A 13,789-nucleotide genomic window follows, 5' to 3' on the forward strand; every position below is an offset into this window, starting at 1 on the left:
CTGTTTCTTAACCCGGATTCCGTATCGAATACCTTTCACTGTATCAGGAGCAGGGGTGCCGATTAAGCCATGGTCACTGTCAGCAACTTCTCTGCATGTCGGCGCAACTCGGTTTTGAGGTCCGCTGGGGAGAGAATTTCAAAGTCGTACGGTAGCCGCACCAGCTGTGAGGCAAACCAGCCCAGGCAACCGGTCTGTGCGCGCCACAGCACCCCGTCGCCTTTTGGCGTCAGCAGACCGAGTTCATCGCCGAGCATCCGGGTGGCGGTCTCAAGATCGGTATGCAGGAACAACTTCACTTCAAAACCCTGCTCCATGGCCGCGAAGCTACCGCGGAGATAGCCGGCAGCATCGAAGTCCAGTGGCCGCTCAAACGGTGTTTCCAGTCTGCGTAACTGGCGCAAGCGATCGAGGCGGAAGGTACGGATTTCTACGCGCAAGTGGCAGTGGCCCACCGCATACCAGCGGCCGTAGCGGAAAACCAGGCCATAGGGATCAAATTCCCGTTGCGTCACCGCCTCATCTGCGTTTTCCCTGCTACTGGTGTAGTCAAATATCACGCGGCAGCGGTTCTGGGTGGCAGTCGCTAGCGCGGCCAGGGTTTCACTCGCCGGTGCAGTCGTCGGCACCAGATCCAGGGTGGCACTATCGTCCAGTGCGCGCAGCTGCTGTTTCAGCTTCTGCGGCATTACCCGTTCCAGCTTCGCCTGGGCACTGGCAACGGCGGTGGAGACATCGCCCACACTGAGGCTGCGGGCCGCGAGCAGGCCGAGGGAAATGGCCAGGGTCTCGTCATTGGTAAACATCATCGGCGGCAGCTTGTAGCCGGACACCAGCCGATAGCCGCCGTAGCGCCCGCGCTCTGCGGTTAGCGGAATCCCGATTTCCTCAAGGGTCGCGATATAACGGCGCAGAGTGCGGCCGTCCACGCCCAGCATTTGCGCCAGCTCGCCGCCACTCGCGTTGCCGTGACTTTGCAGCAGCTCCAGCAGTGCCAGTACCCGTGTCGTTGGATTCGACATGAATTGCATCCTGCGTTTTTTATTAGGGCGGAATATAGCCTATTTGAAGACTAGAGTATCCGCATTCCGGTCACACACCGTGGCGGATAATGAGAAGTCAAAGCAACGGAGAGCTGCTATGCAAGATGAAGTGATTTTCTACACCAACCCGCAATCCCGCGGTCGTATCGTGCGCTGGATGCTGGAAGAGGTGGGCGCGCCTTACCGCACGGAGATTCTCGAATACGGCGGCAGCATGAAAGCGCCCGCCTACCTGAAGATCAATCCCATGGGCAAAGTGCCGGCCATCGTTCACCGCGATCAGGTGGTGACCGAAGGCGCCGCCATCTGCGCCTACCTGGCCGAGGCCTTCCCGCAAGCGGGGCTGGCGCCAACCGCGGAAGAGCGCGCCAGTTACTACCGCTGGTTGTTCTTTGCTGCTGGGCCCCTGGAAGCGGCCATTATCGACACCAAAACCCTAGGAGTTGAGCCGGATGCAGAGAAGCAGATGATGGTGGGCTACGGCAGCTACGCGGCGGTGCTCGACAACCTGTCCAACTGGTTTATGGGTCACAACTATGTGGCGGGCGACCGCTTTACCGCTGCCGACGTTTATGTGGGATCGCAGATCAACTGGGGCCTGCAGTTCGGCACCATTGAAAAGCGCGTGGAATTCATCGACTACGCCAAGCGCGTTACCGACCGCGAAGCCTACCAGCGCGGCAATGCAAAAGATGACGCTCTGATGGAGAAGGCCTGATCCATAAACCGATCAGGGCAGCTGTCACTGCCGTTCCGTGAATTATGAAGCGGATATCGACCTGAGTGCCGGTAACTGTCACGGCGGCCATTCGTGGCCGCCGCGTCTGTCTGACGCTTAGTATTTGCAGCTGCTCACTTTTTGATAGAACCCCAGGGGGTTTTACGGGCAGGGCTGCCGGACGGACTGCCTGTCGCGGGGGCGGCCGATTTTTCTGGGCGGCCTCCTTTTTTGACGGTCTTTTTCGCCGTCCCTCTCTTCGCTGAAAAATTCAGGTTCGACGCTGGCAGATCCTTTACCACAGGGAACTCGTCGATCGTCACCCGTTCAATGATCTTCCCAAGCCGGCGCTCCACCGCGCACAGGCGTTTGAAATCGTCCTTGGATACCAGGGATACCGCTTCCCCTGAAGAGCCGGCGCGTCCGGTGCGGCCGATACGGTGGATATACTCGTCGACATCGTCGGGCAAATCGTAATTGACCACGCGCTCAAGCTCGTCGATATCAATGCCGCGGGCGGCAACGCCGGTGGCAATCAGGATGTTGATCTCGCCGGATTTGAAATCGGCGAGTATCTTCGAGCGCGATGCCTGACTCTTGCCACCATGGATGGCCTCCGCCTTTATGCCACGCTTTTCCAGCTGGCTCACCAGCTTTGCCGCACCATGCTGAGTACGGATAAAGATCAATGCCTGTGTCCAGTTGCGCTCCGTCACCAGATGACTGAGTAGCGCGGATTTATTGTGCTTGTCGACAGCAATCAACCACTGCGAAATCTTCGGAGCCGTTTTCTTATTGCCGGCAACGGAAACTTCAAAGGGGAATTCGACCACGATATCGGCGAGCGACCTTACCTGACGTGACATGGTCGCGGAAAACAGCAGGCTCTGGCGTCGTGTCGGCAGGCGCGCAATAATTTTTTCGAGATCGTCGATAAACCCCATATCCAGCATGCGGTCGGCTTCATCCAACACCAACACTTCCAGCTCATCAAAATGGAGCGCGCGCTGGCGCGCCAGATCGAGCAAGCGTCCTGGCGTGGCGACCACAATATCGACGCCCTCAATCAACTGCTGTTTCTGCGGCTCCAGGTCGACACCACCCACCATCGCCATGGAAGTCACCGCCAGATGCTTGCCGTACTGCCGGACATTGTCTTCCACCTGCATCGCCAGCTCGCGGGTGGGCACCAGAATGAGCGCGCGAAAGCGCTTCGCCCGCCGCTCGCGTTTACCACTGAGCAAATCCAGAATCGGCAGCACAAAGGCCGCGGTTTTACCGGTGCCTGTTTGTGCAGTCGCGATCACGTCCCGGCCTTCCAGGATGGCGGGAATCGCTTTGCGCTGGATCTCGGTGGGGGTTGAATACCCTTTTTCTTCAAGGGCTTGCAGGATCGGGGCGCTCAAACCCAGGGGGCGGAATGTCATCTGGAGTCTCTAAAGGGGCGGTAGCAAGGGGCGTTGGTCGGTAAATGACCAGCGGCTGGTTTCAGCACGGCATGGTAACAGTAAAGTACAGCGTAGGCGCTGGTTAGCTATTCGGCGTTATGAGCGGTCGCTCCTTGACCACTGCGGGGCAAATTCCATTCAGGTAATAGCCCAGGCGACGAGTGATAGTGCCAGCCCTGCCAGCAGGCAAAGCAGGCCCTTGATCATCAGTGATTTGGGGTAGGCGGCTTCCTTGTGAATCAGGGAGTAAGGAAGTCCTGTTATCGGGCCGAGAACAAGCGACAACAGCCCCCAGCCCCAGCGGTTATTGCCCAATGCCGTCAGCGCAGCCATCAGGCCACCGAACCAAAAAAGCGTAATGCCTATTACAAGAATGATGAATATCGGTATGGTCAGCCATTGGTTGGCCAGAAATACCTTGAGGATTTCATGTTCCATAAGTTTTCCGGGTGAATATTTCGGCGCGATTGTAACAGGGTCGGGTGGATTATTGATTAGCCAGAATCGTGTGAAGATTTGAGGCCAGGCCCCCCTGGAAAAGCGCCACCCGTAAACATGGGGGCAGCCCTTGCGGCCGCCCTCGTACGCCAATATTTTTCTCAGCTATCCATCGGACTACTGTATTGCAGCGGTGTCCATCCACATAATTTCCCAGATATGCCCATCCAGATCCCGGAAAGCGCGGCCATACATAAAACCGTGGTCCTCGGGCTCGCGATAGCTGCTGCCGCCCGCCGCAACCGCCTTATCTAGCAGTGCATCTACCTCGGCACGGTTCTCCGCCGACAGGCACACCAGTACCTCGGTGCTCTTTTCGGTATCGCAGATCTCAAGGCCGGGGGTGAAACCCAGAAACTTCTCCCGGGTGAGCAACATCACAAAGTTGCTCTCACCGACGATCATGCAGGTTGCGGTCTCGTCAGTGAACTGGGGGTTGAACTCGAAGCCAAGCTGGGAAAAAAACTCGATGGATTTCCCCAGATCGGTGACTGGCAGGTTTACGAACATCATTCTGGACATGGTAATTCCTCTATTTCGACCAACGATAGATGGTGTTGGTATCTAATAGTCGAATCAGAAACGCCGAAATCGACAGCCAGCGAAATTTTTGACGGAAAACTCATCGAGAAGAGATATTGCTACTCTCGTCTAATCCAACTGAGAAAGGCTGGAAGGCCGTTTTCATTCAATAAGCTTTCTCCCTGGCCAATCTGATCCAACTTGCGGACTTGCACCGCATTTTGTGCGGATTTGAAGTAATAGCCATCGTAAGTACAGAAAGACCCGCTCTGGTTATAAAGCGGATGTTCGCGCTCCGCGGCGATAAAGGTGATTCCATCACGTGTGAGAGAGCAGTTGGATGCGGGAAGTGCGCCAGTCCATTTTCCGGGCTTCATACCGCGACCATAGTAGTATGCCAGTCCCGCAATGGGCGCTGGCTCGTCAAAACTGAAAATAAAGGTCTGCTTCACGTGATTGAACAGAAGCTGTGATCCGCCGGATAGCAGGAGAGCGGAGTAGTCGCCGTAATGCACTATATGCTCAATAGAATTGCGGTCTAGCAGGGGGAAGTGCTTTTTGAGTGAAGCGGAAAATTTATCCTGTGTATAGAACCTGGCCATATCCGGCGCCATGGTCACCATTGTTTTCAATGGTTCATTTCTATCCAGTGCAAACCCCAATTGGTCTACCGCTTTCCCTACAATCTCCTCGCGCTTTGGGTCAGCTGTGTTTGGGTAGCATAGAAAACTTGTTTTATCCGATATGCCCTCAAAGCATAAGTGTTCCTGTGTGGCCGTAGCGCTAGAAGAACTAAATGGGGCTAGTAGCATCAGGAGAAATGTTATTAAACCCGCAATTCCTTTTGCTCTGATCATTACCTGAGTCCTTGATTTTTATTGTCGTGTCGAGTGTTTAGCCGGGGCTGATAATTCAATAAGAAAGGTCGAAATGTTTCTTTAAATGGGATCTGACACGCCTGAAATCCTTGCCGACACTGGAGGAAAATATGATTACTCCTCGCTCCGAATTTGGTTCGGTTAGGTAGATGTCATGGGAACCGGTTTGGCCGTGTTGTTGGAAACTCGGAGATGAAGCTGCCCCACCTCCAACTCTCAGCCGCATTCCGCTGTAAGGAATGCTCTTGTTCCAGGTGAGGTAAAACCTTTTTCGTAAAATTATGGATTTACTATTCTTGTCTACAAAAATCCATGTTCTGTAGAAAGCAAAGCCCCAGAGAAAAATACATAGAAGTGAGCAAATGGCGATAAGTGTGTAGCTTCCCATTTTGTAGCCAACAAAACCAAACCCAATGATTGCAAAGAAAGACAGTAAAAACAGGGCTAATTTAGATTTCATTGGGACCGAGAATGCGTCAATCCACTCGTTCTCGCTCATGTATTTTCCTTCACTTCGTCTTCGCTCTAAATTATGCCTGGAAAGGGTGGTCGCAACGACTTCTAGAAATTTTTAGTTGGTCTCAGATGTTGCGGTTGGTTTGACGACTTCTACTACTGTATTGGCCAGTTTGTCATGCCATCCCTGCTTTTTTTCATCCCATGCAACCCACAGCAACCCCAATCCGAGCGGGATGGTGGAAATGAAATAGCCGATATAGCGAACGACGTACTGTTGGAGGGACGGCTTGCCACCAGTTTTGGCATCGACAATTCTGGCCGCAATGGCCATTTTTCCAGGGGTGGCCTGTTTGTATGCCCAGAAGGCAACTATGGCAATGAATGGAAATATCCAGTTAATGACGACGTCCGCAGTGCCCAGGAACAGCTGCTCGCTTTCGAGATATGTCCAGCCATAAATCAGAATCAACGGCGGCAGGGTGATAACCATCAGTATCAGGGTGTCGATGATCGAGGCTCCAACACGTGGCCAGAATCCGGCGTAATTGAGTGTGTTTTCTGAGTGCGGTTGGCCCGTGCTAGTCATTCTTCGTCCTTGTTCGTTTGGTGACTTACTTCCTAGTGGGAATTACATCACATATATTTGGCATGTTTTATATCCCGGAATAATGTTCGCTGACAAGTCACCAGCCTTAAACGAGGTAGTAATCAGCTGTTCGGTGACCTTGGGGCCGAACTTATAGCTCTTGCTCCTTGTCATTGCGCGACGAAACTAAATGAATGATGTTCGACGGGCTAGAGATCCAAAACGCTTTAAACCCCTCAGGTAGTGGTTCAATTTCATCTCTACGATGGCAGCCCTGCTCTTTGAGATGCTCAGCGGCTCTACCAATATCACTAGCGACGATCTCCAGCCATATTTCCGATTGACTCAAGCCGGGCACGGAGTCCAGCCAAAGCACTTTACCGCCAAACTCAAACTTGGGCGTGTCGTTCACACCGTTTCCCGTAAGCTCTTTGAATCGCAAAATGTTTCGATAAAAATTGACGGTGCTTTCATGCTCATGTGCCGGGATCTTCATCGCAATGTTTTTTCCAGGCTCGAATTCCAGATCCATGATTCAATCCTTAGTCCGTGTATTTAACGTCGCGTAAAAATTGAAAGTGAGCTTACCGGAATTTTACAGGTGTCGCTTCCTGCTTGGTTTCATAGGCTCTCAGCGAAACGCTAAGCAGAAACGGCAGTAAAAGTTGTACGGCGGTGCCACCTGTTTGCGGCAGCACCAGTTGAGCAAGGTCCCGCAGTGCTTCAGGGTGCCGCCAGCGAAGCCATATCAATCACAAAGCGATAGCGCACATCCGAGCGCTTGAGCCGCTCCAGCGCATCGTTCACTTGGTCAATCTTGATAACCTCGCACTCCGGCAGGATGTTTTTTTTGGCGCAGAAGTTGATCAGCTCCTGGGTTTCGGCAATACCGCCGATGGCGGAGCCGACAATGCAGCGGCGGCCCATGACGACCGCTTCGCTGTTCAGCTCTTCAATCGGGCCAATCTGTCCGACCAGTACCAGACCGCCATTGATATCCAGCAATTGCAGATAGGGAGTGAGGTCGTGTTTGACCGGAATGGTGTCGATGATCAGGTCGAAGGTGGATTGGGCGGCTTCCATCGCGGCGTCATCGCTGGATACGAGTAAACCGTCGGCACCGAGGTCCAGCGCATCGGCCTCCTTGTCTTCGGTGCGGCTCAGTACCGTGACATCGGCACCCAGGCCCACCGCCAGTTTTACCGCCATATGCCCGAGTCCGCCGAGGCCGATCACGCCCACGTGGCTGCCGGGGCCGATGTTCCAGTGACGCAGGGGGGAATAGGTAGTGATGCCGGCACACAGCAGCGGCGCCGCGCGGGAAAGGTCGAGGCCATCGGGTATGTGCAGCACAAATTCTTCCCGGCATACCAGGTGCTTGGAATAACCGCCCTGGGTTGTCTCGCCGTTAATGCGGTCGCGGCCGGCGTAGGTGAGGGTCATACCCTCGCGACAGAACTGTTCCTCGCCGTGGTGGCACTGATCGCATTCCTGGCAGGAATCCACCATGCAGCCCACGGCCACGGTGTCGCCTTTTTTGAACTGGTTGACGTCTTCGCCCACATCGATCACGCGACCGACAATCTCGTGCCCGGGCACCATCGGGAAAATGCCCCAACCCCAGTCGTCCTGCACCTGGTGGATATCGGTAAAGCAGATGCCGCAATACAGCACCTCCATGGCGACGTCGTTGGGGCGCAGGTCGCGGCGTTCGAATTCCCAGGGGGCGAGGGTGTCGCCGGCGGATTGGGCGGCGTAACCGATGGTTTTCATCGTAGGCTCCGGAGTAGTGGCAAAGTGGTTGTACACAGGCCTAGGGAGTGTAGGTAAGCCTGCGCACAACGGGGGCCAATACCGCGGAATTTGGTGCCTTGCCGGAGGTGGAGAGAGGGCGGTGGTGCGAGAGTGGGGCGGTTTGTGGCTAGTCGCCCTTGTTGTCCTTTTCGGAATCCTTTGAACCTGAGGACTTTTGGCTGCGCAACGCGTACTGCGCCTGCGCCAGCTCGTTATAGCGTTCCAGTAGGCTGCGGTCGGAATCCTCCGCCGCCAGCGCAATCAGGTCGATCTTCAGTTTCCCGTGCTGGTCGAACTGACTGGCGAAGGTGCCCATGTCCGGCATATCCAGTTGCCAGTTCGTCAGCTTGCCCAGCACGTAATTTCCAAACAGGAAGGCCTCGTATTCATTCAGCAGTGTGAGGAAGTCACTGAACGAAAACCCCTTCAGGTTTTTCTGTGCCTTAAAGGCTGCGGCATAACCGCTGTTGACCGCATCCTGCATATCGCTGGCATCGCTAAACGCGTGCTGGAATTGGAAAGAGTGGCGGGTCTCATGGATCAGAAAGGCCAGCGACTCGTACTTGGGGCGCTCGGCCAGCATCTTCGGATTCAGATAAACGGTGCCGGTCGAAGGGTTCTGCGGGTCAAAATCGAAATACACCATGCGGCCGGGGAAACTGTGGTCGTCGATCAGTAGCTTGGGTGCCTTAACTCCCATCACTGCGACTTCCAGCGTAAACACCCGCTTCAGGTAGGGAATCTGCTGCTCCATGGTTAGGCTGGGCCAGCGGGCAATCGCCTCTGCCAGTTCCTTGTCCTCGCGAATGGCTGCCACCAGAGCATCGCCCTGTTCCACGGTCTGCCGAAATGCCGGTTGCAGAAAACCGCGCGCCTGCGGCTGCAGTGCGAACGCGGTGGGCATTTGCTGCTGCAATTGCGGATTGGCGAAGATCTTGGCGTCTGCCGCGACCGCTGGACTAAAAAGCGCAGCGGCAAGGGCGCAGGAAACAGTGATGATCGCGGTCAGGGCGAGGGCGGGAAAGCGCATCGTTACTCCAAATGGCTTCGAGGTGTAGCCGGGTATTATACGTATCTCGCCGGCGTGCGGGTGGCTCGCCGGTCTTGCGGAAAGTATCTACTTTTTACCCCTGGCCGCTGCCAGCGCTGCCTTGATCTGCTGGCGCAGCCAGGCCCGCAACGGATCGTCCTGGGTGCGCTGGTGCCAGATCTGCAGAATGTCCACGTCTGGCAGCTTGATCGGGCAGGGGTAGGTCACCAGGTCGGGAAGACTGCGGCAGGCCTGTTGGGCCACCGAGTTCAGGCAGGTGATCAGCAGATCGCTGCCTTCGATGGTGGTGGCGGGGGACAGGAAGCTCGACAGCCCCGCCACAATGCGCCGCTGGTGCCCGAGCTTGTGTAATTTCTTATCCACAATACCGTCCAGGTCACCGGTCAGGGTAGTGACCAGATGCCCGCAGGCCAGGAAGGCCTCGAGATCCAGCGTCTTCCCAATGTGCCGGTTACTGCGGCTCGCCAGTACGCTGAAGCCCTCCTTGTGTACCTTCTGCTGATAGAAGGACGCGGGCAACTGCTCGAAGAAGCCCGCAATGGCGATATCACAGGCGCCGGTTTCCAGCTCGCTGCGCGGCAGGCGGCCGCGGGTGTTGTGAAACACCAGCTGCAGTTTGGGCGCCTGCTCACTGATCACCGGCAGCAGTTTGGGCAGCAACAACTGCTCGATAAAGTCGGTACCAAAGATATGCACGCGGCCTTCCCGCAGCAGAAAGCTCTCTTCGTCGCAGTAGTCGTAAAAGGATTCCAGCGAGCGCACCAGCGCCTGGATCTGTGGCGCCAGCTGGTGTGCCCGCGGCGTCGGCGTCAGTCCGCGCGGCGCGCGGGCAAACAGGGTGTCGTCGAACTCGCTGCGCAGCTTGGCCAGCTTGTGGCTGAGTGCCGGCTGGCTCAGGTTCATGCGCTCCGCGGCCACCGAGGCGTTGCGCTCCTCGTACAGCACCTGGAACAGCTTGAGCAGGTTCAGGTCTTTATTCCCGATATTCATAGCTTCCGATATTCATATTTTGAAAGACTGTAATTCAATGAATCGAATTATCTTATATCAGAATATGCCCTAGCATAGCCCCCAATCCGGCAGCGGCCCACCCGAGCGGGGCCGGCTGCCGGCGCTAACTGTCTATTGGAGACCTTACATGAAGAAACTGTTTTCGATCGTTGTGGCGCTACTGGCGCTATCGTCCGCAAGCCTCGCCCTGGCCGCGCCGCGGGTACTGATCGTGGCCACCAGCCACGAGCAGATGGGGGATACCGACGAGAAAACCGGCCTGTGGCTGTCGGAACTGACCCACCCCTACCACGAGCTCAAAAAGGCGGGCTTTGAGGTGGAAATCGCCAGCATCAAGGGCGGTGCGGTACCGGTGGATGCGCGCAGCATGGCGGATGACGATGCGGTGAACTTTGCATTCCTCGCCAGCCCGCAAACCCGCAGCCTGCTGGACAACACTCGTAAGCTCGCGGACGTCAGCCCCAAGCGCTATCAGGCCATCCTGTTCGCCGGTGGCCACGGTACCGTGTGGGACTTCCCCAAGAGCCCGGCGGTCAATAGCGTCGCCTCCGCCATCTACGCCGACGGCGGTTATGTGGCGGCCCTGTGCCACGGCCCGGCCGCGCTGCTGAATGTCACCGGCCAAGACGGCAAGCCGATCATTACCGGCAAGAAGGTCGCCGGTTTCAGCAACGAGGAAGAAAAGGCGGTAGGCCTGGCCGACGTAGTGCCTTACCTGCTGCAGGACGAACTGACCGCACTCGGCGCCAACTACCTGGAAGGCAAAGCGTGGGAAAGCTTTGTGGTACAGGACGGCCGTATCATCACCGGCCAGAACCCGCAGTCCGCGGCGGAACTGGGCCGGGTACTGGCCAAGGCACTGAACCAGTAAACGCTGCTAACTGGGCGCTACTAACCAAGCGCTACCAGGTAAACGCAAAGAGCCCGGTGGCTGCCCGTGTTGTTGAGTACACAGGTGGTCACCGGGCTCTGCTGTTTCTGCGGGCGGTAATCTCTTACCGAGGCCGGTTAGGCCTCTTTCTGGATATGCGGGCGAAGGAACGTCATATAGTCCGCCTTGCCAATGGGCACGCCCATGTTGCGCAGCATGGCGTAGGTGGTGGTGATGTGGAAGTACAGGTTCGGGATCAGGTAATCGTTCACGTACTGGTGCCCCGGTATCTCACAAAAGGCACCGGGACCTAGTCCCAGGCGCTTCATCTCGTCCAGCTTGCTGTCGTCCACGTCGATGCCTTCAACCATGGTGCGGGTCTCACTGATCAGCGCGCGCGCCTCGGCCAGTGTCGCCAGCTCCGGCTTGTGGTTATCTACCGGCTTGCCGGCACACCACTGCGAGAAGCCACGGGGCTGGTTGCACATAAACACAATCTGCGCACCAAACGGCAACATATCTTCCGCCAGGCGCTCCTGCATCAGAGCATCGGTATCGGTGACGTGTTTCTCGCCAACGTCCAGAAGGTGGTCGAGTACGTCCAGCCGTGATGTAAAAATGCGTTTGATCTCGGTAATTTGCTCGTTGGCCATAATGCTCTCTCGTTGGGGTGTAGCAACGCTCTTTGCGCGCGCTATTTGGCGAAAACATTAGCGTATCCTGCGGGAGTGGAGGAGAAAAAGCAGAGTTAATTATACGTACGTAGCAAAATTCCGTTAGTTGATACGGGCGTACATTGTTTTATGCTTGAGGTTGAGGTGGTATTAATTATTATTCGCTGAAGTTTCTAATTATATGTAGCTAAAAGGACTAGTGAATGTTAGCCACCCACAGGGAAGCGGAAGAGCGCTATACGGTTATTCGGCAGGCCGTGATTTATGAACTCAATCGAGAACTTCAATCTGGGTGGCAGCCAGGGCTCAGGGCGACGTTGATTGATAGTCACACGCTCACTGAATCGGAACTTTGGAAGGGCTTACCGAGAAGAAAAGTCGACTGGGACTGGAAGCGAGGATATCAGTCATTTAAGTTTCGATATCCGAAACGGTTTGAGCTGGCATTGTGGGACAATCACCAGTTAGCCAGCTTAAGCTTGGGGCGCCCAACCTATAATGGTGGTAGCCTGCGGCTTGATTTTCTAGAAGCAAGTCCAGAAAAGCGCAAGGGACTGAAGGTATTTGAGCCAACGTTCCTCGCGATGGTCAGTTATGCTACGGCGCTGGGAGCTAATGAACTCAGGATCATGAATCCGATAAATGCAGAGGTAAGGTCTTACTATGAAAAGTTTGGCTTTACCTATGTTGCGGAATCAGATTACTTGAATATTCGATTGTGATTGAGCCTTATGAGTAAAGATAAAGTTAAGCACATTAGCGATAAGCAGCGAGAGCGCGACTCCGGAGATATCTCGGAGGCCATTCGACGTGCGCGGCAACACATTCGCAATATCGACTCGGAAGAGCTCGATGAGCCTGATGGCCTTGCTTCAGGTGATATGAAGAAGTTTCTCGACAACCCGGACCAGTACGAAAAGAACACTGATGATGAGCAAGGAAAATAACAAACCGAAAGAAAAGTTGGATAAGCAAGTCCAGCCGATGCCCGGTGAGGTAGATCCAAAGAACGTGAAAGCCCATGTTTTTCTCAATATGCAGAAAGTAAAAAGTAAGCTGCTTAATAAGCGTTGAGCGCTCCGTCGTCAAAAAGCCGGCAGCAGAAGTGCACTACTGCCAGATACCCGCATCCCGCAAGGTTTGCGTTAACCTGTCGGCAGTCTCAAACCGCGGCGCCTTTGCCGCATTGCTCAGCAGCACCAAACCGTTGCGCTCCTGTGGATAACTGATCAACAGTGACTTGTACCCGCGCACACTACCCGGATGGCGCGCGATAAACCGGCCGTCTTTCTCATACACCTGCCACGCCAGTGCAACTTGGATATCGCCCCAGGGTGTGTCTGCGCGCGGCTCCAGCATCTGTGTATAACTGGCATCGCTCAAAATCCTGTCATCGCGATTGAGCGTGGCACTGAGCCACAATCCCAGGTCTTGCGCGCTGGAGACCAGCCCCTCACTGGGATAAAAGCTGGGTTCGAATGGGCGCTGTTGTGTCGGTGTCAGCACCTTGCCCTGATAGGTCGGTAGCGCAGACGGTGCGACTCCCCGATGGCCATCGTAATAGCCGCTGTGCTTCATCGAGATGGGCGCCAGTATATGCCGTTGTACATACTGCTCGAATGGCATCCCGGAGACCGCAGTGACAATCGCACCCAGCAGGTTAAAGCCGGTATCGCTGTATTCGAAGGCGTGAGCGGCCGTCTCTGCTGGTGCCTTGGATGCGATCAATGCCAGATAGTCGGCCTGCGAGCGCTGTTGTTCGCTGTCCACTGGTCGCACCGCATCCTGGATACCAGAGGTGTGGGTAAGCAGCTGGGCGATGGTGATGGGGGAGTTTTTGAATGCGGGAAGGTATTTTGATATTGGGTCAGACAGCTCCAGCTTTCCGGTTTCTGCCAGCTGCACGATGGACTGCGCGGTAAACAACTTGGAAATGGAGGCGATGCGAAATGTGGTCTCGCCCGTTACCGCCACCTGCTGCGCTTCGTCGATGTAACCTGAGCCGCCCACATAGGCCAGCTCGCCGGAAGTGATCACTGCGACGGCGAGCGCGGGAGTCTGGAATTCAGAGCGTATCTCCGAAAGCGTCTGGTTCAGAGCCTCGCGGGCAGTATTCTCAAAGGCCAGCGCCGGCGATGACAGCAGCGCGAGGAACAACAGAAAAGTTCTGCTGGGATACAAGTGATTCTCCGAAAGTTAAACTGGCCTGATTGAGCTGATTTTATTGTCGTCAAGT

Annotated in this window: 18 protein-coding genes; 5 read left to right on the plus strand and 13 right to left on the minus strand. The window is 55.4% G+C overall.

Features of this window, described 5'->3' with window-relative positions; all coding sequences use genetic code 11:
• Positions 1-62: 62 nt before the first annotated feature.
• Entirely contained in the window at positions 63-1,022 is a 960-nt protein-coding gene (locus tag GRX76_RS04955; protein ID WP_160152294.1) for a YafY family protein, read from the minus strand.
• A gap of 118 nt (positions 1,023-1,140) precedes the next feature.
• On the opposite strand from GRX76_RS04955, the gene GRX76_RS04960 reads away from it, so the two are divergent.
• Entirely contained in the window at positions 1,141-1,761 is a 621-nt protein-coding gene (locus GRX76_RS04960; protein ID WP_160152295.1) for a glutathione S-transferase family protein, read from the plus strand.
• Positions 1,762-1,895: 134 nt separating this feature from the next.
• Here GRX76_RS04960 and GRX76_RS04965 read toward each other — a convergent pair whose 3' ends face one another.
• The 10 genes from GRX76_RS04965 to GRX76_RS05010 all read right to left on the minus strand — a co-directional run bounded on the left by GRX76_RS04965 (position 1,896) and on the right by GRX76_RS05010 (position 9,987).
• On the minus strand, positions 1,896-3,188 hold the full coding sequence (locus GRX76_RS04965; RefSeq protein ID WP_160152296.1) for a DEAD/DEAH box helicase: 1,293 nt from the start codon (positions 3,186-3,188) through the stop codon (positions 1,896-1,898).
• Between the two features lie 159 nt (positions 3,189-3,347).
• Entirely contained in the window at positions 3,348-3,647 is a 300-nt protein-coding gene (locus GRX76_RS04970) for a hypothetical protein (RefSeq protein WP_160152297.1), read from the minus strand.
• A 177-nt stretch (positions 3,648-3,824) separates the two neighbouring features.
• A complete protein-coding gene (locus tag GRX76_RS04975) occupies positions 3,825-4,229 on the minus strand; it encodes a VOC family protein (RefSeq protein ID WP_160152298.1) in 405 nt (134 codons plus the stop codon).
• Between the two features lie 119 nt (positions 4,230-4,348).
• Positions 4,349-5,086, minus strand: coding sequence for a hypothetical protein (locus GRX76_RS04980; RefSeq protein ID WP_160152299.1), 738 nt, complete (start codon positions 5,084-5,086; stop codon positions 4,349-4,351).
• Between the two features lie 55 nt (positions 5,087-5,141).
• Complete coding sequence (locus tag GRX76_RS04985) at positions 5,142-5,606, minus strand: hypothetical protein (RefSeq protein WP_160152300.1); 465 nt, start codon at positions 5,604-5,606, stop codon at positions 5,142-5,144.
• A 72-nt stretch (positions 5,607-5,678) separates the two neighbouring features.
• Positions 5,679-6,152, minus strand: coding sequence for an RDD family protein (locus tag GRX76_RS04990; protein ID WP_160152301.1), 474 nt, complete (start codon positions 6,150-6,152; stop codon positions 5,679-5,681).
• 151 nt (positions 6,153-6,303) lie between these two features.
• Positions 6,304-6,684 (minus strand): VOC family protein, encoded by a 381-nt coding sequence (locus GRX76_RS04995; protein ID WP_160152302.1) that lies wholly within the window; start codon positions 6,682-6,684, stop codon positions 6,304-6,306.
• Between the two features lie 191 nt (positions 6,685-6,875).
• A complete protein-coding gene (locus tag GRX76_RS05000) occupies positions 6,876-7,925 on the minus strand; it encodes an NAD(P)-dependent alcohol dehydrogenase (RefSeq protein ID WP_160152303.1) in 1,050 nt (349 codons plus the stop codon).
• A 148-nt stretch (positions 7,926-8,073) separates the two neighbouring features.
• A complete protein-coding gene (locus tag GRX76_RS05005; RefSeq protein ID WP_160152304.1) occupies positions 8,074-8,976 on the minus strand; it encodes a hypothetical protein in 903 nt (300 codons plus the stop codon).
• Between the two features lie 87 nt (positions 8,977-9,063).
• Positions 9,064-9,987, minus strand: coding sequence for a LysR family transcriptional regulator (locus GRX76_RS05010; RefSeq protein ID WP_160152305.1), 924 nt, complete (start codon positions 9,985-9,987; stop codon positions 9,064-9,066).
• Between the two features lie 148 nt (positions 9,988-10,135).
• Here GRX76_RS05010 and GRX76_RS05015 point away from each other — a divergent pair, with 148 nt between their 5' ends.
• Complete coding sequence (locus tag GRX76_RS05015; RefSeq protein WP_201276916.1) at positions 10,136-10,879, plus strand: type 1 glutamine amidotransferase domain-containing protein; 744 nt, start codon at positions 10,136-10,138, stop codon at positions 10,877-10,879.
• 137 nt (positions 10,880-11,016) lie between these two features.
• On the opposite strand, the gene GRX76_RS05020 is transcribed toward GRX76_RS05015, so the two are convergent.
• Positions 11,017-11,532: a DUF1993 domain-containing protein gene (locus GRX76_RS05020; RefSeq protein WP_160152306.1), complete on the minus strand. Its 516-nt coding sequence runs from the start codon at positions 11,530-11,532 to the stop codon at positions 11,017-11,019.
• Positions 11,533-11,756: 224 nt separating this feature from the next.
• On the opposite strand from GRX76_RS05020, the gene GRX76_RS05025 reads away from it, so the two are divergent.
• The 3 genes from GRX76_RS05025 to GRX76_RS05035 are packed head-to-tail and all read left to right on the plus strand — an operon-like array spanning position 11,757 to position 12,627.
• Positions 11,757-12,275 (plus strand): hypothetical protein, encoded by a 519-nt coding sequence (locus GRX76_RS05025; RefSeq protein ID WP_160152307.1) that lies wholly within the window; start codon positions 11,757-11,759, stop codon positions 12,273-12,275.
• Between the two features lie 9 nt (positions 12,276-12,284).
• Complete coding sequence (locus GRX76_RS05030; protein ID WP_160152308.1) at positions 12,285-12,500, plus strand: hypothetical protein; 216 nt, start codon at positions 12,285-12,287, stop codon at positions 12,498-12,500.
• Positions 12,481-12,627 (plus strand): hypothetical protein, encoded by a 147-nt coding sequence (locus GRX76_RS05035; RefSeq protein ID WP_160152309.1) that lies wholly within the window; start codon positions 12,481-12,483, stop codon positions 12,625-12,627. Before GRX76_RS05030 ends, GRX76_RS05035 begins: the two co-directional genes overlap by 20 nt.
• A 36-nt stretch (positions 12,628-12,663) precedes the next feature.
• On the opposite strand, the gene GRX76_RS05040 is transcribed toward GRX76_RS05035, so the two are convergent.
• Positions 12,664-13,734: a serine hydrolase gene (locus GRX76_RS05040; protein ID WP_160152310.1), complete on the minus strand. Its 1,071-nt coding sequence runs from the start codon at positions 13,732-13,734 to the stop codon at positions 12,664-12,666.
• Between the last annotated feature and the right edge of the window lie 55 nt (positions 13,735-13,789).

The organism is Microbulbifer sp. ALW1, from assembly GCF_009903625.1.
GTDB lineage: Bacteria > Pseudomonadota > Gammaproteobacteria > Pseudomonadales > Cellvibrionaceae > Microbulbifer.

Excerpts from the sequence above, each read along its gene's own strand:
- GRX76_RS04955 (WP_160152294.1), bottom strand. The coding sequence starts at position 1,022 with ATGTCGAATCCAACGACACGGGTACTGGCACTGCTGGAGCTGCTGCAA.
- GRX76_RS05030 (WP_160152308.1), top strand. The coding sequence starts at position 12,285 with ATGAGTAAAGATAAAGTTAAGCACATTAGCGATAAGCAGCGAGAGCGC.
- GRX76_RS05020 (WP_160152306.1), bottom strand. The coding sequence starts at position 11,532 with ATGGCCAACGAGCAAATTACCGAGATCAAACGCATTTTTACATCACGG.
- GRX76_RS05000 (WP_160152303.1), bottom strand. The coding sequence starts at position 7,925 with ATGAAAACCATCGGTTACGCCGCCCAATCCGCCGGCGACACCCTCGCC.
- GRX76_RS05005 (WP_160152304.1), bottom strand. The coding sequence starts at position 8,976 with ATGCGCTTTCCCGCCCTCGCCCTGACCGCGATCATCACTGTTTCCTGC.
- GRX76_RS04970 (WP_160152297.1), bottom strand. The coding sequence starts at position 3,647 with ATGGAACATGAAATCCTCAAGGTATTTCTGGCCAACCAATGGCTGACC.
- GRX76_RS05035 (WP_160152309.1), top strand. The coding sequence starts at position 12,481 with ATGATGAGCAAGGAAAATAACAAACCGAAAGAAAAGTTGGATAAGCAA.
- GRX76_RS04965 (WP_160152296.1), bottom strand. The coding sequence starts at position 3,188 with ATGACATTCCGCCCCCTGGGTTTGAGCGCCCCGATCCTGCAAGCCCTT.
- GRX76_RS05015 (WP_201276916.1), top strand. The coding sequence starts at position 10,136 with ATGAAGAAACTGTTTTCGATCGTTGTGGCGCTACTGGCGCTATCGTCC.
- GRX76_RS04975 (WP_160152298.1), bottom strand. The coding sequence starts at position 4,229 with ATGTCCAGAATGATGTTCGTAAACCTGCCAGTCACCGATCTGGGGAAA.
- GRX76_RS04980 (WP_160152299.1), bottom strand. The coding sequence starts at position 5,086 with ATGATCAGAGCAAAAGGAATTGCGGGTTTAATAACATTTCTCCTGATG.
- GRX76_RS04985 (WP_160152300.1), bottom strand. The coding sequence starts at position 5,606 with ATGAGCGAGAACGAGTGGATTGACGCATTCTCGGTCCCAATGAAATCT.
- GRX76_RS04990 (WP_160152301.1), bottom strand. The coding sequence starts at position 6,152 with ATGACTAGCACGGGCCAACCGCACTCAGAAAACACACTCAATTACGCC.
- GRX76_RS05025 (WP_160152307.1), top strand. The coding sequence starts at position 11,757 with ATGTTAGCCACCCACAGGGAAGCGGAAGAGCGCTATACGGTTATTCGG.
- GRX76_RS04995 (WP_160152302.1), bottom strand. The coding sequence starts at position 6,684 with ATGGATCTGGAATTCGAGCCTGGAAAAAACATTGCGATGAAGATCCCG.
- GRX76_RS05010 (WP_160152305.1), bottom strand. The coding sequence starts at position 9,987 with ATGAATATCGGGAATAAAGACCTGAACCTGCTCAAGCTGTTCCAGGTG.
- GRX76_RS04960 (WP_160152295.1), top strand. The coding sequence starts at position 1,141 with ATGCAAGATGAAGTGATTTTCTACACCAACCCGCAATCCCGCGGTCGT.